19 protein-coding genes are annotated in these 19,524 nt (G+C 39.8%); 13 read left to right on the top strand and 6 right to left on the bottom strand.

Translation table 11 applies throughout. The annotated features are described in order from the left end of the window. Nucleotide 1 precedes the first annotated feature (1 nt). Genes H5122_RS12175 through H5122_RS12160 form a run of 4 tightly spaced genes read left to right on the top strand, consistent with a single transcriptional unit; the run spans nucleotide 2 to nucleotide 2,996 of the window. Nucleotides 2-625 (top strand): flavin prenyltransferase UbiX, encoded by a 624-nt coding sequence (locus H5122_RS12175; protein ID WP_182670782.1) that lies wholly within the window; start codon nucleotides 2-4, stop codon nucleotides 623-625. After that, nucleotides 622-1,551: an ABC transporter ATP-binding protein gene (locus H5122_RS12170; RefSeq protein WP_024595485.1), complete on the top strand. Its 930-nt coding sequence runs from the start codon at nucleotides 622-624 to the stop codon at nucleotides 1,549-1,551. Before H5122_RS12175 ends, H5122_RS12170 begins: the two co-directional genes overlap by 4 nt. After that, nucleotides 1,552-2,319, top strand: coding sequence for an ABC transporter permease (locus tag H5122_RS12165; protein WP_002961025.1), 768 nt, complete (start codon nucleotides 1,552-1,554; stop codon nucleotides 2,317-2,319). It begins immediately after the preceding gene. Next, nucleotides 2,319-2,996, top strand: coding sequence for a tRNA (guanosine(46)-N(7))-methyltransferase TrmB (locus tag H5122_RS12160; protein WP_182670784.1), 678 nt, complete (start codon nucleotides 2,319-2,321; stop codon nucleotides 2,994-2,996). Before H5122_RS12165 ends, H5122_RS12160 begins: the two co-directional genes overlap by 1 nt. Before the next feature lie 243 nt (nucleotides 2,997-3,239). On the opposite strand, the gene H5122_RS12155 is transcribed toward H5122_RS12160, so the two are convergent. Further along, nucleotides 3,240-5,120, bottom strand: a complete 1,881-nt coding sequence (locus H5122_RS12155) for a GGDEF domain-containing protein (protein ID WP_033020723.1) — start codon at nucleotides 5,118-5,120, stop codon at nucleotides 3,240-3,242. Nucleotides 5,121-5,384: 264 nt separating this feature from the next. Here H5122_RS12155 and panP point away from each other — a divergent pair, with 264 nt between their 5' ends. After that, the gene (gene panP / locus H5122_RS12150; protein WP_182682159.1) at nucleotides 5,385-7,010 is read left to right on the top strand and encodes a pyridoxal-dependent aspartate 1-decarboxylase PanP; all 1,626 of its coding nucleotides are present in this window, start codon (nucleotides 5,385-5,387) and stop codon (nucleotides 7,008-7,010) included. A 52-nt stretch (nucleotides 7,011-7,062) separates the two neighbouring features. Here the strand turns inward: panP and serA are convergent, their stop codons facing one another. The 5 genes from serA to metK all read right to left on the bottom strand — a co-directional run bounded on the left by serA (nucleotide 7,063) and on the right by metK (nucleotide 11,499). Then, nucleotides 7,063-8,292, bottom strand: coding sequence for a phosphoglycerate dehydrogenase (gene serA / locus H5122_RS12145; RefSeq protein ID WP_024595232.1), 1,230 nt, complete (start codon nucleotides 8,290-8,292; stop codon nucleotides 7,063-7,065). Between the two features lie 9 nt (nucleotides 8,293-8,301). Further along, on the bottom strand, nucleotides 8,302-8,955 hold the full coding sequence (gene rpiA, locus H5122_RS12140; protein ID WP_002958979.1) for a ribose-5-phosphate isomerase RpiA: 654 nt from the start codon (nucleotides 8,953-8,955) through the stop codon (nucleotides 8,302-8,304). A 53-nt stretch (nucleotides 8,956-9,008) separates the two neighbouring features. After that, a complete protein-coding gene (locus tag H5122_RS12135) occupies nucleotides 9,009-9,605 on the bottom strand; it encodes a 5-formyltetrahydrofolate cyclo-ligase (RefSeq protein WP_182682160.1) in 597 nt (198 codons plus the stop codon). Between the two features lie 18 nt (nucleotides 9,606-9,623). Next, on the bottom strand, nucleotides 9,624-10,172 hold the full coding sequence (locus H5122_RS12130) for a hypothetical protein (protein ID WP_182682161.1): 549 nt from the start codon (nucleotides 10,170-10,172) through the stop codon (nucleotides 9,624-9,626). A gap of 175 nt (nucleotides 10,173-10,347) precedes the next feature. Then, a complete protein-coding gene (metK, locus tag H5122_RS12125; protein ID WP_002958976.1) occupies nucleotides 10,348-11,499 on the bottom strand; it encodes a methionine adenosyltransferase in 1,152 nt (383 codons plus the stop codon). Nucleotides 11,500-11,803: 304 nt separating this feature from the next. Here metK and tkt point away from each other — a divergent pair, with 304 nt between their 5' ends. The 8 genes from tkt to H5122_RS12085 all read left to right on the top strand — a co-directional run bounded on the left by tkt (nucleotide 11,804) and on the right by H5122_RS12085 (nucleotide 19,504). Beyond that, nucleotides 11,804-13,795, top strand: a complete 1,992-nt coding sequence (tkt, locus tag H5122_RS12120) for a transketolase (protein WP_076925203.1) — start codon at nucleotides 11,804-11,806, stop codon at nucleotides 13,793-13,795. A 234-nt stretch (nucleotides 13,796-14,029) separates the two neighbouring features. Next, on the top strand, nucleotides 14,030-15,220 hold the full coding sequence (locus H5122_RS12115; RefSeq protein WP_182682162.1) for a hypothetical protein: 1,191 nt from the start codon (nucleotides 14,030-14,032) through the stop codon (nucleotides 15,218-15,220). Further along, nucleotides 15,217-16,023, top strand: coding sequence for a hypothetical protein (locus tag H5122_RS12110; RefSeq protein ID WP_182682163.1), 807 nt, complete (start codon nucleotides 15,217-15,219; stop codon nucleotides 16,021-16,023). Before H5122_RS12115 ends, H5122_RS12110 begins: the two co-directional genes overlap by 4 nt. A 298-nt stretch (nucleotides 16,024-16,321) precedes the next feature. Next, nucleotides 16,322-16,636: a pyrimidine/purine nucleoside phosphorylase gene (locus tag H5122_RS12105; RefSeq protein ID WP_002958974.1), complete on the top strand. Its 315-nt coding sequence runs from the start codon at nucleotides 16,322-16,324 to the stop codon at nucleotides 16,634-16,636. Between the two features lie 177 nt (nucleotides 16,637-16,813). Beyond that, the gene (gene hpf, locus H5122_RS12100) at nucleotides 16,814-17,170 is read left to right on the top strand and encodes a ribosome hibernation-promoting factor, HPF/YfiA family (RefSeq protein WP_007376058.1); all 357 of its coding nucleotides are present in this window, start codon (nucleotides 16,814-16,816) and stop codon (nucleotides 17,168-17,170) included. A gap of 202 nt (nucleotides 17,171-17,372) precedes the next feature. Continuing rightward, nucleotides 17,373-18,548, top strand: a complete 1,176-nt coding sequence (locus H5122_RS12095) for an NRAMP family divalent metal transporter (RefSeq protein WP_182682263.1) — start codon at nucleotides 17,373-17,375, stop codon at nucleotides 18,546-18,548. A gap of 71 nt (nucleotides 18,549-18,619) precedes the next feature. Next, a complete protein-coding gene (locus H5122_RS12090; RefSeq protein ID WP_182682164.1) occupies nucleotides 18,620-19,075 on the top strand; it encodes a GNAT family N-acetyltransferase in 456 nt (151 codons plus the stop codon). A gap of 18 nt (nucleotides 19,076-19,093) precedes the next feature. After that, nucleotides 19,094-19,504, top strand: coding sequence for a GNAT family N-acetyltransferase (locus H5122_RS12085; protein ID WP_182682165.1), 411 nt, complete (start codon nucleotides 19,094-19,096; stop codon nucleotides 19,502-19,504). The last annotated feature ends 20 nt before the right edge of the window (nucleotides 19,505-19,524 follow it).

Below are 19,524 nucleotides of genomic sequence, written 5' to 3'. Positions count from 1 at the left end.
TGTGCAATTTAAAGATAGAATTACGCTCGCTTTTAGTGGTGCATCGGGTGCGCCTTATGGGCTTAGGTTACTTGAAGTATTACTAGAGCAGCAATTTCAGGTCTACGTTCTCATTTCAAGTGCAGCACGCGTGGTGCTTGATACAGAATCAAATATTAAGCTCTCTGGTAATGAAGATAAAGCCACAGAGCAGTTAAGTACGCTGTTTAATGCCAAACCTGAACAGCTAAAAGTATACGGTAAAGATAACTGGTTTAGCCCTGTGGCTTCGGGCTCTGCTGCTCCTAAAAAAATGGTAGTATGCCCATGTAGTGCCGGGTCGGTTTCTGCAATTGCAGTGGGGGCGTCTGATAATTTATTAGAGCGCGCCGCTGATGTGGTAATTAAAGAACGCGGACAGCTCATTTTAGTGCCTCGCGAAACTCCATTTAACGAAATTCATTTAGAAAACATGCTTAAGTTATCTCGTTTAGGGGTAACAATTATGCCAGCCGCACCTGGTTTTTATCATAAGCCACAAAGTATTGAAGACTTAGTTGATTTTATGGTGGCGAGAATTTTAGATCATTTAAATATTGAGCATAACCTAACAAAACGTTGGGGTTATGGTGAGGGTAAGAAATGAATAAGCAAAATATTGCTTTAAATATAGAAGGCCTTACCAAGGTTTATAAAAATGGTGTTGAGGCTATTAAAGGCGTTGATTTACAAGTTGAAGAGGGCGATTTTTTCGCTTTGCTTGGTCCAAATGGAGCTGGTAAATCAACTACTATTGGTGTTATTTCGTCACTTGTTAATAAAACAAAAGGCAAAGTAGAAGTATTTGGCTGTGATATTGATACTGATTTAGAAGCTGCAAAAGCGCATTTAGGCTTAGTGCCGCAAGAGTTTAACTTTAGCCAGTTTGAAACGCTTAGCCAAATACTGGTTAACCAAGCCGGTTATTATGGTGTGCCACGTGGTGAAGCCCATAAACGTGCTGATAAATACCTAGCGCAGCTGGGTTTGTTAGAGAAAAAAGACAAGCAAGCACGTACGCTTTCAGGCGGAATGAAACGTCGATTAATGATTGCACGCGCCCTTATGCACGAGCCAAAATTACTTATACTTGATGAGCCAACAGCGGGTGTAGACATAGAACTTCGTCGTTCAATGTGGGATTTTTTACGCCAAATAAATGAGCAAGGCGTTACTATTATTTTAACCACACACTACCTTGAGGAAGCTGAGTTACTGTGTAAAAACATAGCGATTATTGATTCTGGTCGAATTGTTGAAAACACCACCATTAAAGCGCTGCTTGCAAAACTTGATAAAGAAACCTTTATTTTAGATTTAAAAATGCCAGCAAACCCTGTCACGCTTGAAGGTTATAAGTTTACGATGACGGACGATCATACTGTTGAAGTAGAAGTCGCTAAATCACAGGGCTTAAATGCGGTATTTAGCGCATTAACAACCCAAGGAAATACAGTATTGAGTATGCGAAATAAAGCAAACAGACTAGAAGAGTTATTTGTAGGATTACTAGAGCAAGGGCGGGGCGAATAAATGTTTAAATATGGCGTAGCCTTAAAGAGTTTATGGATTAAAGAGTGTATTCGTTTTTTACGTATCTGGGTACAAACCTTAGTGCCGCCAGCAATTACGATGAGCTTATATTTTGTTATTTTTGGTAACTTAATTGGTTCACGTATTGGTGATATGGGCGGCTTTAGTTATATGGAGTTTATTGTACCTGGCCTTATAATGATGTCGGTTATTACTAATTCCTATTCCAACGTAGCCTCTAGTTTTTACTCAACAAAATTTCAAAAAAGCATTGAAGAGCTTTTAGTTGCACCTGTGCCTAATTACATCATTGTACTGGGTTATATGGGCGGCGGTATGACGCGCGGTATTATGGTGGGCTTTATAGTTACTTGTGTATCGTTATTATTTGTTGATATTCAAATTCATAATATTTTTGTCATTATGGCGACCGTTATTTTAACCTCAGCTGTGTTTGCTTTAGGTGGTTTAATTAATGCAATTTATGCAAATAGCTTTGACGATATAAGCATTATTCCCACCTTTATACTAACGCCATTAACTTACTTAGGCGGTGTATTTTATTCAATAACGTTATTGCCAGAATTTTGGCAAAACGTATCGCAAATAAATCCTATTATTTACATGGTAAATGCATTTCGCTATGGCTTTTTAGGTGTGTCGGATGTTGATTTAAGTGTAGCGCTAGGTGTTATTTTGGTGTTTATTACGGTGTTATTTACTTTAGCGCTAACTTTAATTAAAAAAGGTGTGGGGCTAAGACACTAATGAGTGATGCAAATTCACGTAGTATTGTATCTAATCAAGCGGGTATTCACGAAAAGCTTGATGAAATAGTAAATAAGCACTTAGAGGCTGAGTTTAAAAAACCGATTGCAGCGCATACTCAGGCCGCATTTGATGAAGTAAACGCTAAAGTACAAGCCTTTAGTGGTCCGCTTATTTTGGACTCGTGTTGTGGCGTGGGTGAAAGCTCAGCTAACTTAGCTAAGCGCCACCCTGACGCACTTATAATTGGTATTGATAAATCTTCGCACCGATTAGATAAGCACGATGTTGAATATAAGCAAACCGACAGTGGTCAGTACATCTTAGTGCAAGCAGATTTAAATGACTTTTGGCGTTTAGCGGTAGCCGCCAATTGGCAACCTACGCACCATTATTTGTTGTATCCAAACCCGTGGCCTAAATCTAAGCATATTCGTAGGCGCTGGCATGGCGCAGCTATTTTTCCATTTATCGTTAAGTTAGGTGGAAAATTAGAAGTGCGCAGCAATTGGGATATTTACGTTAAGGAGTTTGCTCGGGCGCTTGAATTAACAGGCAACCCTTGCGATGTAACACTTTATGAGTCAGACGATGCAATTACGCCTTTTGAGCGTAAATACTGGGCCAGTGGCCAGCAAAGCCACCGACTCGTTATTAACTTACCTAGGGCGTGTTGACCTTTCGTGATTGATTTTTCAGCAGCATAAAGACCAAACATGTGCTGCCCTTTGGGTTCTTTCTAGGGACGATTAACTCTTTGTTGCCTACATGGATGTAGGTAAGGGGCGTGAGCAGGACGCGGAAGCTTTGCTCAGTTTTTACTTAGCCCACTAGGTTACAAACCTCGTGCCGCGATTTAATCGCCCCTAGATTGAACAAATTTCAATCCACAAAGATCAACACGCCCTAGTCAAAGTAAGTTAAAGTGCTAATTCTTCTGTAACCGTATTAACATGTGGCACTGGGTGGGCAAAATAGTTGCCTTGCATTAGTGTCACATTCGCCTTTTTAAGTGCGGTTACTATGGTTGTATTTTCTACCGATTCTGCCATTAATTGTAAACCAAGTTGATTAGCAAAGCTGGCTATATGCTCAATAAACAAGTAGATATCTTTGTCATTCACTATTTGCTTTATTAGTGCGCCATCTAATTTAATACCATCTACTTCAAGCTTAAGTACGTTTGATATATTTGAATAACCACTACCAAAGTCATCAATAATAACCTTAACGCCTTTCGTTTTAACCATTCCAATAAATGCTTTTACTTCAGAGAAGTTGGCAATAGCTTGGGTTTCTAAAAGCTCTAATGTGATATTACCTGGATGCGGGTAGCGCTTAAGTTCGTCCGCAATAAACTCACTTAAATTAGGATCGAGCATATCTTGTGCTGTTATATTTAAACTCCAGCAAATATCGGTTTTTCTAAAGCGACTAACACATTGTGAAAATATAGTACGGGTAAGTATTCCGTCCATTCTTGAGCGGGTAACAACATTTAAAAATGCATCAGGTTTTAATACTTCCCCTTGCGCTGTTACCATTCGAGCTAAACATTCGTATTGAACGACCTTATTGGTATTTGTGTCAATAATGGGTTGAAAGTAAGGCACTATACGATTGTTATCAAACGCTTCTCGCACTTCTTTAGCCATCTCTACATTGTATTGATATTGCGTTTTTACATCGTGTAGCGCTTTTGAGTAGTTAACTACACTATGCCTGCCTTGTTTAGCTTGCAGCGCTGCTATATGAGCGTTTTCAAGTAATAGCGATTTATTACCACTGGCAATACCTGCACATAGGGTTATGTAGATAAAAGGGTCAGTTAACACCGGTGTATTAAAGTTATATGTTTTTACGAGATCGGTAAATTCGTCATTACTCATTTCTTTAGGCGCGAGTAATACTATTTTATTTGTTGCTAGTCTGTATATATGGCAATGCGTAGAGCTTCTAAGTTTAAAGTGAATAAGTAAGTTTTTCATTACCTTGTCACCCACTTCAGTGCCATAAAAACTGTTTATATCTTCTATTTCATTAACCCAAATAACGGCTAATTGCATGTGATGTGCATTACTTTTTTTAATAAAGTACTCAAGAGCAATATGATTTGAAAAACCAGTACTTGAGTCAGTTGCTAAAGACCGTTTTAGTAAATAAATATATATGGCGGCAACAAGTATCGCGATAAAAAAGAAGAAGCTCGCCATGGCAGCAGCTTTTGATACGCTTTCTTTAAGTTTCTCGTTTAAGTCATAAATAGTTATATCGGCACCCGTTAAATAGGTATTGCCGTTGATTGGGTCAACGTAAGGAATAAAAATTGTTTTAAAGTGGCCCCACTGATCGCTCGATATTTCAAATACTGGCTCTGTTGAATAAAAAGCACTTATATTTGCATCGGTAGCTTCAGGGTAGAGATCTAAAAATTGAGTTACCTTGCCATTATTCTGATCGTCTTGCGTGTAGCTTGATGAGCTAAAAAGCACCTTACCGTCTTTTAAAATCATTGAATAGACATAAGCAATATCAAGTGCTTGAGCAAATTCAGAGAGTTGTTTACTTTTATCTTGATAGTAAGAAAAACTTATATTATCGCCTTGATTAACCGCACTTAAATAATCGTCACCTAAAATATGTTTAACGCTGGTGGCGGCATTAAGTAAGCGATTATCAACTGACTGCATTATTTCAGCACGCGTGGTTTGGTAAGTGTAGTAAACGTAGGTTAGCAAGCTTATTAAAAACAAGCTAAAGCCTGCCACTATCCAACTAACTTTGACTCTTCCTTCTGGCATATGTGTCCCTTTTTTGTTATCAAATTTATTATACCCAAAATAAGTAAATGCCCAATAAATAATTAGGTTTGGTAGAGTTTTAATTAAATTATCATTTTTTTGTCATCGCTTTGATTGCTTTTATAGGTTTAAACGAGACATTTTAGTTATATTGCAGTAAAGTTAGCGCAATTTTTAAAGAAACACGATTGCTCCAAATGTCCTAATAAGTAGGCGTTTTTGATGGGTAAGCGCGTGTTTTAGCTACACACACTAGGTATTAAGATGGATCAAAAGCGTTGTGCCGTCGCCTCTAAAGAAAGCCTTAAGCGTATATTTACTGTACCTGAAGCGCCAGACTCAACTTTAAGCAAAATCGAGCTTGAAATTTCGAGTAATTTAGCAGGTTTTCTAAACGAAAATATAGCGGCAATTGAAAAACCATTACATGAAATAGAAAAAGATTTTCAATCGGCAGTGATCCCAGAAGATCCAACGTTTGTCTCTGCTTATGCCCAAGACATAATGGAGCAACTTGTTGCACATTCTGTGCATACAGCTGCGCCTAGTTTTATTGGTCACATGACCTCTGCCTTGCCGCACTTTTTATTACCGCTGTCAAAATTGATGGTAGGGCTAAATCAAAATCTAGTAAAAATAGAAACATCTAAAGCGTTTACGCCTCTTGAGCGTCAAGTGCTTGGGATGATGCATCATTTAGCTTATGGGCAAGAAGACTCATTTTATTCTAAATGGATGCACAGTGCTAAAACCTCATTAGGTGCATTTTGCTCTGGTGGTACGGTTGCTAATATTACAGCGCTTTGGATTGCGCGAAACCGCTTATTAAAACCTGATGGCGACTTTAGAGGCATTGGTGCACAAGGCTTAATTGCTGGTATGCTGCATTACGGTTATAAAGGTTTAGCGGTATTAATATCAGAACGCGGGCATTACTCGTTAGGTAAATCGGTTGATTTACTCGGCATTGGTCGCGAGAACTTAATTGGTATTAAAACCTGCGAAAATAATAAAGTTGATGTAGGTGCTATGCGCGAAAAAGCACGTGAGCTTGAAGCGCAAGGTATTAAAGTAATGGCAATTATTGGGGTCGCGGGGACAACCGAAACCGGTAATATTGACCCACTTGATGAAATGGCCGACTTAGCACAAGACATTAACTGCCATTTTCATGTAGATGCTGCATGGGGGGGAGCGACCCTTTTATCGAGTACGCACCGTCCTTTACTAAAAGGGATTGAGCGAGCAGATTCAATTACCATCGATGCACATAAACAAATGTATGTACCAATGGGAGCGGGTTTGGTTTTATTTAAAGACCCCGCTGCCACAGATGCAATAGAGCATCACGCTGAGTATATATTACGTAAAGGTTCAAAAGACTTAGGTAGCCACACGCTTGAAGGCAGCCGACCGGGTATGGCAATGTTAGTACACGCTTGCTTACGTGTTATTGGTCGCAAAGGTTACGAAATGCTGATTGATCGAAGCATCAAAAAAGCACATTACTTTGCTGATTTAATTAAGGCTGATGAAGACTTTGAGCTTATTTCGGAGCCTGAGTTGTGCTTATTAACGTATCGTTATGTACCTAAGCAAATTAAACAAGCAATAGCCGATGCAGATGCCGCAACTCGGTTAGATATTTTTGCTTCACTGAACCGTTTTACTGCCAGTATGCAAAAGCGTCAACGCGAGTCTGGTCGCTCATTTGTATCACGTACACGCTTAACGCCTCCTAAATACGACAATCAACCAACGGTTGTATTTAGAGTGGTCCTTGCTAACCCGCTTACCTCAGGCGCTATTTTAAAAGAGATATTAGCTGAGCAAAAAGAGTTGGCTGCAACAGATCCGGTATTCAAAAAATACTTGAGAAAGTATATGTAATCTAAATACAAAAAAGGGTCCATAAGGACCCTTTTTTAATATCGAAGAATGGTTAATGTAAAATACGTGCTCTAATTGTACCCTCAACAGCGCTTAGTTCTTTAAGTGCTACTTCAGATTGATCTGTATCAACATCAATAACTACATAACCAATAGATGCGTCTGTTTGTAGGTATTGCGCAGCAATATTAATACCGTGCTGTGCAAACGCTTGGTTAATTTGCGTTAGTACACCTGGGCGGTTGTGGTGTACGTGTAATAAACGGCTACGATTAGCAAGCTCAGGTAGCGATACTTCAGGGAAGTTAACCGCAGTAATAGTTGAGCCATTATCTGAATATTTGGCCAATTTACCCGCTACTTCAATACCAATGTTTTCTTGCGCTTCTTGTGTAGAACCACCAATGTGTGGCGTTAAAATAACATTGTCGAATTGGCGCAGTGGCGATACAAATTCTTCATCGTTAGATTTTGGCTCAGTAGGGAACACATCGATTGCTGCACCACTTAGTTTTTTCTCTGTAAGCGCTTCTGCAAGAGCATCAATATCAACAACAGTTCCGCGTGAGGCATTGATCAAAATAGACCCCTGCTTCATAACTGCAAGTTCTGCTGTACCAATAAGGTTTTTAGTTTGCGGTGTTTCTGGTACATGTAAGCTAATAATATCAGAGCGTTGTAACAGCTGAGTAAGGTTATGAACTTGTGTTGCATTACCCAGTGATAACTTATCTTCGATATCGTAAAACTCCACGTTCATACCGATATTTTCAGCCATAATACCTAGCTGAGTACCAATGTGACCGTAGCCAATAATACCTAATGTTTTACCACGTGCTTCAAACGAACCATTTGCTGTTTTTAACCAGCCACCACGATGAGCCGCTGCATTACGCTCTGGAATACCACGTAATAAAAGTAGTATTTCGCCAAGTACAAGTTCAGCAACTGAACGAGTATTAGAAAATGGAGCGTTAAATACAGCAATACCACGTTCGCGTGCTGCATCTAAATCAACTTGGTTTGTACCAATACAAAAACAACCAATAGCAACTAGCTTTTCAGCTGAGTCTAATACGGCTTGGTTAATATGAGTACGAGAACGAAGTCCTACAAAGTGAACATCTTTAATGCGCTCTTTAAGCTCGTCCTCAGGTAAGGATGTTTTAACGTAGTCGATATTGCTGTAACCGTTACGTTTTAGCGTTTCAACAGCGCTTTGGTGAACACCTTCAAGCAAGAGAATTTTAATTTTGTCTTTTGCTAACGATACCTTACTCATAACCTCATCCTATTTAATTTGTGGCCCATTTTTGGTACCGATAATCACTTTATCAGCACCTCGCATCGCAAATAGGCCGTTGGTAACTACGCCAACAATTGAATTTATTTGTGTTTCAAGTTGTTTGGCATTGGTAATTTTTAAGTTAAATACATCTAATATAACGTTACCATTATCGGTAACTACGCCTTGGCGATAAACAGGGTCACCACCAAGTTTTAATAATTCTCGTGCAACGTAGCTGCGCGCCATTGGAATAACTTCTACCGGAAGCGGGAAGTCGCCCAATGTATCTACCAGCTTTGTGTCATCAACAATACACACAAACTGTTTTGCAACTGCTGCTACTATTTTTTCACGTGTTAACGCTGCGCCGCCGCCTTTAATCATTTCGTTTTGAGCGTTTATTTCGTCAGCGCCGTCAACGTATACATCTAAAGCATCAACGTTATTAAGTTCAAACACTTCAATACCTAACGCTTCCAAACGTGCAGTTGACGCTTCTGAGCTTGATACAGCGCCTACAATAGTGTCCTTTACTGAGCCAAGGGCATCAATAAAGTGATTAACAGTAGAGCCTGTACCGACACCTACAATGGTGTTTTCTTTTACAAACTCGAGTGCTGCCCAGGCAGCTGCTTTTTTTAATTCGTCTTGTGTCATTGCTTTGTGCTCATGTATGTCAGAAATATGCGGTTAGTAACCAAAATTAAATGTTACCAACAGTATGTTTTATCTGGGGTGATAATGGTTTTAAGTGGTACGTCCCACGACTCGATTGGTAGAGCATCAACTTTTTGACATTCATGTGCAAGGCCAATTAGTTGCGGTTTTTGCCAATTTTGTTCATGTAAACGCGCCAATGTCCGGTCGTAAAACCCACCTCCCATTCCTAGGCGATTACCTTGTTTATCAAATGCAACCAATGGCATAAGGAGGTAATCAAGCGCTGGTAATGGGCATATTTGAGAGCAGTTCAGCTTAGGCTCCAAGATACCATAGCGATTTGCTCTCATGGGTGAGTTTTTCTCATAGCGCTGAAATAGTAAATTAGCGCCATTAAATGGGTGTATTATAGGTAGATAAACAACATGGTTTAAGTTCCATAACTCTTTAATTAACAATGAAGTGTCTAGTTCTCCGTCGTTGCTTAAATAAATGGCAATATGCTTTGAATTCGTTGTATTTTCGCTTTTTAAGTGTTGAATAAAATTCATTTTTAGCGATTGCGCAGCAATTATTTTCTGATTATTTGACAAGTTTTTACGGGTGTTACGAATTTCAGATCTTATTTGTGCGCGTTTATTGCTCATTAAACTAATTAGCCATTTTTAAAAAGAGAATAAATCGGGAAAAATCAAAAAAACAGCCAGTACGACTAGCAAAATGGTGGCAGTTGCAATCAATGAATATAAAAGTAAGTTACTGTGTTTTTTAGAAGGTGCTAAATCCTCATCTAGCATTAGGTCGTCATTTTGCCATTCGTCTACACTTTCGTCTGGTGCATTTAATTGAGCTTCAGGAAGGCGTTGCTCTAGCTCATCTAGCTTTTCTTCAAGGCGTATTAAGCTGCTAGTGATGTAATCAAGTGCATCAAAAATACGTTCATCACGTTGGTTGTTATTTGCAGCTGCGGGGGAGCTATTTTGAATCGCATTTGAAACAGCTTGCAGCTTACTTTTAATACCTAAGCTTGCTAATAACTTAGTCTGTTTTAACGCTTTGTCTTTATCGCTTGGCGCAAACAGCGGCTTACCTTTAAAAAAAAGAGCTACTTTTTCATCTGACGTTTTTAATTTTTCAGCTAAGCTTGCGCACGCTGCTTTTATGTCAACGTTATCGGCAAGTCCTGCAAATATAACGCGAAAGTTATCGGCCATTTAACTATCCCTAAAGCTTTTATAATGAAATGAGTATATACCTAAAGTACAAAAGAATTCGAGGTCGATTTTATAGTTATTTTGTAGACGCACTACAAACAATGTAACTGATAAGTTTTAGATACAAAAACGGCCCTATTAAGGGCCGTTTTTAATTTTCTTCAACACTTTTTGCTTAAAGGCCAGCGGCTGCACGAAGTGCATCAGCTTTATCTGTACGTTCCCAAGGGAATTCGTCACGACCAAAGTGGCCGTAAGCCGCTGTAGGAAGGTAGATAGGGCGCTCTAAATCAAGCATTTGAATTAAGCCGTAAGGGCGCAGGTCAAAGTGTTCACGAATAAGCTCGATTAAACGGCTTTCTTCTAACTTGCTTGTACCAAACGTTTCAACGCTGATAGATGTAGGCTCTGCAACACCGATTGCGTAAGAAACTTGTAATTCACATTTATCAGCAAGGCCAGCCGCAACTACGTTTTTAGCAACGTAACGTGCAGCGTATGCAGCTGAGCGGTCAACTTTTGATGGATCTTTACCAGAGAAAGCACCACCACCGTGACGAGCCATACCACCGTATGTATCAACGATGATTTTACGACCTGTTAAACCACAATCGCCCATTGGTCCGCCAATTACAAAGCGACCCGTTGGGTTAATGAAAAATTTAGTCGCGCTTGTAATAAGCTCTGCAGGAAGTACCGGCTTGATGATAGTTTCCATCACCGCTTCTACTAAATCTTTTTGCGAAATGTCTTCGCTGTGCTGAGTAGATAGTACTACTGCATCAATACCTACTGGCTTACCATTTTCGTATGCAAAAGTAACTTGAGATTTTGCATCTGGACGTAACCAGTTAAGCTCGCCGCTTTTACGTACTTGCGCTTGGCGCTGTACTAAACGGTGTGAGTAAGTAATTGGCGCAGGCATTAGCACTTCTGTTTCGTTACATGCGTAACCAAACATAAGACCTTGGTCGCCAGCACCTTGTTCTTCTGGGCTAGTACGGTCAACACCTTGGTTAATGTCAGGAGACTGTTTACCAATAGTGTTTAAAATTGCACATGAATCAGCATCGAAACCCATGTCTGAATGCGTGTAGCCAATTTCACGTACTGTTTTACGTGTAATTTCTTCAATATCAACCCATGCGCTAGTAGTGATTTCACCACCAACCATAACCATACCTGTTTTTACGTAAGTTTCGCACGCAACACGGGCATGAGAGTCTTGCTCTAGGATAGCATCAAGTACCGCATCAGAGATTTGATCGGCGATTTTATCCGGATGACCTTCAGAAACTGATTCAGAAGTAAATAAATGTTTTGCCATTGTATTTCTGCTCACAAATATTGCGCTTCACAAACGTCGGTATTAGCGCTAAAAAATTAAGGGGCGTATTTTATCGAAAACAAAACACCTTGCATAGTGTTTTTACGCCTAGACGTCTAAATAAAATTACTAATAACTTTTTGGTCTTAAAAAATATTCATAATGCCTCACTTTTATAGGGTTTTTAATTGCACACAGCCCCCACAATAAGTAAGAATGGTCGATATAAACAAACCCAAGTTACTTGGGTGCATAAACAAACACATAAATACCCGCGCAAATACACATAAAGGTAGGAGAATTCATGCCATCTCGCAAAGAACTTGCAAATGCTATTCGCGTCTTGTCAATGGACGCAGTACAAAAGGCCAAATCTGGTCACCCTGGAGCCCCTATGGGCATGGCTGATATCGCAGAAGTATTATGGCGCGATTATCTAAAACACAACCCAACAAATCCAGAGTGGGCTGACCGTGACAGATTTATTCTTTCAAACGGCCACGGTTCAATGCTTATCTATTCTCTATTGCATCTAAGTGGTTACGACTTACCACTGGACGAAATTAAAAACTTCCGTCAAATGCATTCTAAAACACCAGGTCACCCTGAATATGGCTATGCACCAGGAATCGAAACTACTACGGGTCCATTAGGTCAAGGGATCACAAATGCCGTAGGTATGGCAATTGCTGAAAAAGCGCTAGCTGCACAGTTTAACCGTGAAGGTCACGATATTGTTGATCACTTTACCTATGCATTTATGGGCGATGGCTGCCTTATGGAAGGTATTTCTCATGAAGCTGGTTCACTTGCAGGCACATTAGGTCTGGGTAAACTTGTTGCATTTTGGGATGACAACGGCATTTCAATCGATGGTGAAGTAGAAGGTTGGTTTACAGATGACACGCCAGCTCGCTTTAAAGCATACGGTTGGCATGTAATTAGTGGTGTTGATGGCCACGACAGCGATGCTATAAGTGCTGCAATTGCAGAAGCTAAAAGTGTTACCGATAAACCATCACTAATTTGTTGTAAAACAATTATTGGTTACGGGTCACCTAACAAATCTGGTAGCCACGATTGTCACGGTGCACCACTAGGTGATGACGAAATTAAAGCGTCTCGCGAATTTTTAGGTTGGACTGGCGATGCGTTCGAAATTCCTGATGATATTTACGCACAATGGGATAGCAAAGAAAAAGGTCAGCAGCTTGAATCAAGCTGGGACGAAAAATTTGCAGCATACGCAAAAGCATACCCAGAGCTTGCAGCTGAATATAAGCGTCGTATTAATAACGAACTGCCTGGCGATTGGGCTGAAAAATCTCAAGCGTACATTGAGCAATTACAAGCAAACCCTGCAAACCCAGCGTCTCGTAAAGCATCGCAAAATGCATTAAACGCATTTGGTCCGTTATTACCAGAATTTATGGGTGGCTCAGCCGATTTAGCAGGCTCAAACTTAACAATTTGGGATGGCTCTAAAGGTTTAACACACGACGATGCAAGCGGTAACTACATTTACTACGGTGTACGTGAGTTTGGTATGTCGGCAATTATGAATGGTATTGCCCTTCATAAAGGCTTTATTCCTTACGGTGCTACGTTCTTAATGTTTGTTGAATATGCAAAAAATGCCGTACGTATGGCTGCATTAATGAAGCAACCAAGCATTTTTGTATACACGCACGATTCAATCGGTTTAGGTGAAGATGGTCCAACTCACCAACCAGTAGAGCAAATCGCAAGCATGCGTTTAACGCCTAACTTATACAACTGGCGCCCATGTGACCAAGTTGAGTCGGCAATTGCATGGCAACAAGCTATTGAGCGTAAAGACGGTCCTACATCGTTAATCTTTACTCGCCAAGGTCTTGAGCAACAAGCGCGTGACGCACAGCAATTAGCAGACGTTAAAAAGGGTGGTTACATCCTTAGCTGTGACGGCAACCCTGAGATTATTTTCATTGCGACGGGCTCTGAAGTGCAACTAGCACAAGATTCAGCAACTGAGCTACGCAGCCAAGGTAAAAAGGTACGTGTTGTATCTATGCCATGTACTGATGCCTTTGAAGATCAAAGCGCAGAGTACAAAGAAAGCGTATTACCGGCATCTGTTACACGCCGCGTAGCAGTAGAAGCAGGTATTGCTGACTACTGGTACAAGTACGTAGGTCTAAATGGCGCAGTAGTAGGTATGACTACCTTTGGTGAGTCAGCACCTGCTGGTGAGCTGTTTGAGCACTTTGGTTTTACAGTGGCAAACATTGTAAGCAAAGCAAACGAGCTTTTTTAATCGCTTGCTTTAAAGATTAAAAGCCCGCCTTGTGTAAAACAGGGCGGGCTTTTTTGTTTGTAGGTCGTGCTTAAGCGCGTTAAAGGTAAATAAAAATTATGATGCCATAAATGACGACCTACAATGGAGCCAAAAAGGTGCAATTCAACAATATAATACTGCGTTAAAAACTTTTGCTCTAAAAATTCATTTACGGTATCATTTTGGGCACAGACTCATTTACAAGGAAGCAATATGTCTTGGTCTAAACTCAATAAAACTATCACTGCTCATTCTGTTATCCCACTTGACGCGCTTAGCTGTCGAGATTTTGGTGTGATGCTACCCGTTAATTTTCCATTTAATAAAGTTAAATTTACTTGCCAAGCTCTCGCTATGCTATCGCAGCTTAATGACTATGATTTAAAAATGGTATGCGCCGATATAATTCAAATATGCGCGAACCCTAATGCTACAAACTCAATTAAGCATAGCCGTAACCCGCTGCGACGTTTATGGCGGACAAAATACCCATTTCGTAATTATCATTTTTTAATTGAATACTCACTTAAAAATAATTTTATCAATTTGGAAGATATACTTTTCGATAGGCAATTGCAGGGAGCTAAAGATAATTTTGCTGCAGAGCGTACGATGCTTTATGAAGTTCAAAGGCTTAGTAATCACACCTATGATAAAGCAATAAGCAAAGAGGAAATAAAAGAAATACAAGGAGCATGGAAACCTGATCCTATTCCGGTTACGCGAGTCAATACACAGCATGCAGCAGTCAATGGTATGCAAAATGAGCTTACCAAAGCCACATGGTTAATGGGCACCCACCTTGATAGAGCTTATGAGGGAGACGGCATAAAAGCTTATACGTTATTTCATAACCCCACAGATCGAGCAAAGCTCGACTTAGTGGAGTGCGTATTTGATAAACGCTTAGGTACAAAATCCCATAACGCCCAGCATTTAGCGGCCGTGCTGTCACAAAATAATCAGCAAGGGAAGCAGGTGAAATGGTTAGCACACAGTCAAGGCGCGATAATTTTTTGCGCGGCACTGGAGCATTATCGTATTCACTATGGTAAGCCACTTACAGGCCAGCAACTCGCTGTTCATGGCTCAGGTTCAAATGTCGAGCGTTTAAAACGCATTGCCCATAGTACCGGGTTAAAAGTTGTTGCGGTGCGTAATAATCCCTATGACTTAGTGCCTAACCTAGCTGGCCGCAATGACTTATCGTCAAGCAGTCTTGTCCGTTCGATGAAATTTAAAGGCTTAGTTACAGGTGATGATGCTGCAGCAAGCCCACACACTTTACCATTTTTAGGCCTAGTCACCTATGCTGACCAACTGCAGATGCTAGGCTATACCGATAAGGCCGATGTAGTAAGAAAGTTTATTAAAACTCTACCACCTACGGATGCGCGATTATGATCAAATTAGCCAAAGCTTTTTACCGTGGTTTTGAAGGAGGCCCTAATTTTGAAAATTACATCCACCATCGTCTTATTCTAGAAGACAAGCTATTAACACTCGATGTGCCAGATAGTAACGTCGCAGCTGTACCGTCTACCATGGATATCTCATTCCCGCATAATTCAACAAGCTGGTTTAATCAACATAAGAAAAACTATTTACACCATGAATACGTACATATGCTCACTGAAAATTGGATGTATTTGCCACCAGTAAGTTATTTACCAAGCAGTGAGTATGGCATGCTTAGTTGCCAACTAAGAATTAAGCAAACCAATAAAATCAATGTTCTTGATACTATGCAATTAAAACGCTTTGTGATTGATGAGTATGATAATTATCATTGGGGGTCAGATGGTTATAACACTAAGCTTCAAAATGATACCAAGCTAGAGTCGAATAAAAGAGCAAACCCATGGCAAGGTGAGGCACTTAAAAAGGAAATTTTAGGGCGCGTTGAATCTTATGGTTATCCGCCACTGCCTGCGGCTAAAGAGGTAATTATTAATGATCGCCAATGGGTGTTTTATCAAATAAAAAAAAGTAATAAGCGTTCTCGCCAAGATTTTTATTGCTTACCACTAAGTGAGCATGCATTTTTAGAGGTTGAATTTAATCACCGTGTTGATCTTTCCCATAAGCATAAAAAATGGGCTAATCATGCACTTGAATCACAACAGCGAATTATGGAGTCAATAAAGCTCACTGAGTTACCCTCGGACCATGATAATTTAATAACAGATAACTCGCAGGGTTTTTAACTTTCTCAAAGCCCGCCTTTAATAAAAGAGTTACTTTTAAAAGCCTGAAATATGCGCACCTACAAGTAGTTGTTCCCAAAGTTAAGGAGCGTTATTTGTAGACGCAGAGCTTGCTCGCGTGAGAAGCGTAGCTTCTAATTATTTAATATATACCCTAAAGCTAATATTCAATAAAAATAAGTTGTAGTTTGCCGTGATGATATGTTGACTTAATGTTTTTCGCTCCACTTCCTTGCAAGCTCATTATGTATCAGGCAATGTGACTGCAATTAAATATAAAAATTAGCAGGAGCTAAAAATGCCAAAGTTCGATAACGTAAGTGTAGTAAAAAAAGCCAATGTATATTTTGACGGAAAAGTGTCGAGCCGTACCGTTATTTTAGGTGATGGAGAAGCGAAAACTTTAGGCTTTATGCAACCAGGTGAGTTTGTTTTTGATACAAACCAAAAAGAATGCATGGAGCTTTTAGCTGGCCAATGGGATATTTTATTACCAGGGGCAAGTGAGTGGAAAACATTTAACGCAGGTGAATCGTTTAATGTTGATGCAAATGTAAGCTTTAAAGTAAAAGTATCTGATTTTGCTGACTACTGTTGTTCGTACACAGATTAATCAATACAGCTAGACGTCTGAAAGCCCATGTACTATGGGCTTTGCATAAACTTTGCGCAACACATGATTTAAATCACCAAAAACCGTAAATAAACCTCAAATATCTCTCTTTTTTCCTTGTGTTAATCTAAATAGCCCCCAATACTATTTATGAGGTAACAAATAAAAGGATACCCTATGAAAATTAATCTTTCTGGTCACCATGTTGAAGTTACTGACTCTATTAGAGAGCACATCAACGAAAAATTTTCAAAAATCGAGAGCCACTTTCCATCGCTTATTGCACTCGATATTATTTTGTCTAAAGAGCATCATAAAATCCAAGCTGAAATTAGCACTAATTACGAAGGCACGCGCATATCGGTAAAAGGGGAAAACGAAGTTATGTACCCAGCCATTGCAAGCGCAGCTAAAAAACTCGATGCGGCACTAAAACATCGAAAAGGGCAGATAAAAGCAAACTTACACGAAAAGCCTGTTAGCACTACACCTGAAATCGCACACGAGATCATCCAAGAGATGGATCTTAAATAAAATTTAGTTCCAAAGTATTGTAAAAAAGAGCCGTATGGCTCTTTTTTATTGCCTGTAATTTAGGTAAGTTATGCGTTCTTGCCGTTTATTAATTAAAAAAATTAATAAAAAGAACACACAACACACATATTTTGAGAAATTAATGCACACAACAAAAGCAGTATGGAAGTCTCGACTAGGTGCGCTTGGACCTGGAATACTCATGGCAACAGCCGCTATTGGCGGATCTCACTTAGTTGCCTCTACGCAAGCTGGGGCAATATTTGGCTGGCAATTATTTTGGCTTATCCTTGTTGTTAATGTTTTAAAGTACCCGTTTTTTCGCTTTGGTATGGAATACACACTCGCCACTAAAAATAGCCTAGTGGAGGGCTATAAAAGCAAAGGCCCGTTTTACTTTTATAGTTTTATTGGCTTAAACATTGTTGCCGCTGTTGTTAATACCGCCGGCGTATTACTGCTTACCGCAAGCTTACTGCATTACGCGCTGCCTGTAGTGATAGAGGTGACACTGCTATGTTGGATATTATTAGGAGTGTGCTTAGCCATATTATTGTTAGGCCACTTTAAAGCGCTCGACAGTGTGGCTAAAGGTATAATGGGGTTATTAACGCTGGCTACCGTTATTGCGTTAGTTATCGCGTTTAGTAATGGCCCAATGGCGCCTGCTGATTATGTTGGCCCATCACCTTACGAGCTGGCTATGTTGAGCTTTATGGTGGCTTTAATGGGTTGGATGCCAGCACCTATCGAAATATCTGCATTAAGTTCTTTATGGCTAAAAGAAAAACAAGCGCAACAAACAGTTTCTAAAAGCCAAGGCTTGTTCGATTTTAACGTAGGTTACTGGCTTACAGCTGGCTTAGCCTTGGTATTTTTTAGCTTAGGTGTATTAGTGCAGTACGGGCAAACCAGTAGTATAGAACTTGGCGGTGTCGCGTTTGCCAAGCAGCTTATTGATATGTACGCATTAACAATAGGCGAGTGGGCAAGACCGCTGGTATCAGCAATCGCTTTTTTATGTATGTTTGGCACCACACTCACCGTGCTTGATGGCTACGCCCGCACGCTTAACGAATCTCATAAACTACTTGGCTTTAAGCAATCAAAACACAGCTTAAATATTTGGTTAATACTACAAGCACTTGCCGGTATGGCCGTTATTTTATTTTTTAAATCAGCCCTTGGCCCCATGCTTACGTTTGCCATGACGCTTTCATTTGTTACAACGCCTGTATTTGCATGGCTCAACTTTAGCCTTGTGCGATCAGAGCCAGCTATAAAGCACAGCGTGCTATTACGCAGCTTAACGTGGTTAGGGCTAGTGTATTTAGTAGGTTTTGCTGTCGCTTTTGTAGTGTGGAAACTAGCATTCTAAATACAGCCACTTACTTTAGGGTTTTAATTAAAGCCCTAAAGCATTAAATTCTAGGATTAAACGAGGTATAAATGGATATTAGAATAGGTGAGCTTTCAAACCCAGAAGTTATAAAACTACTACAAGCGCATCATAACGATATGTTAAAACACTCACCCGTTGAGAGCGTACATGCACTTGATGTGAGCAAACTTATCCAGCCCGATATAACTTTTTATAGCTTATGGATTGATAATAATTTAGCGGGTGTTGGCGCTTTAAAAATACTAAATACAACGCATGGCGAAATTAAATCAATGCGCACATCAAGCAGCTATTTACGCCAAGGCATAGCCGCTAAGTTACTCACACATATTATTGAGCAAGCAACTTTGCGAGGTTACAAAAAGTTAAGTTTAGAGACCGGCACGGCAAAGGCATTTTTACCCGCACAAAAGCTTTACACTCAATTTGGTTTTAAAGAGTGCGAACCCTTTGGTGATTATGAGGTAGATCCGTACAGCTTGTTTATGAGTAAAGGGCTTTGAAAGTGAGTAGGGGATGTTATGGAATATAAGGTTGAATATACAGCTCCAGCACTGGATGAATTTACTAATTTACGCGCACAAGCAAAGTGGCAAAACCCTGACGATAAAACATTAAAAGCAAGCATTGAAAACTCACTTTTTTGGGTTGCCGTATACGATACTGATAAGTTAATAGGCACTGGTAGAATAATCGGTGATGGCGCAATGTATTTTTATATTCAAGATGTAATTGTTGCGCCAAGTTATCAAAAACAAGGCATAGGTCATTTAGTTATGACCCACATTGAAAACTACCTAAAAAACACCTGCTCTAATGGCGCTACTATAGGTTTATTAAGTGCTCACGGTAAAGAAAGCTTTTATACACAATATGGTTATTTAAAACGTGATGGCGATGGTTTAGGGCTTGGAATGTGTAAGTTTATTTAGTTAATATTATGGATTAAAGG

Origin of the sequence: Pseudoalteromonas sp. SG43-8 (genome assembly GCF_014164245.1) — a bacterium.
Classification (GTDB): Bacteria; Pseudomonadota; Gammaproteobacteria; order Enterobacterales; family Alteromonadaceae; genus Pseudoalteromonas; species Pseudoalteromonas distincta.
Note: the sequence above shows the minus strand (reverse complement) of the source record. Positions and strands in the feature narration are given on the sequence as shown.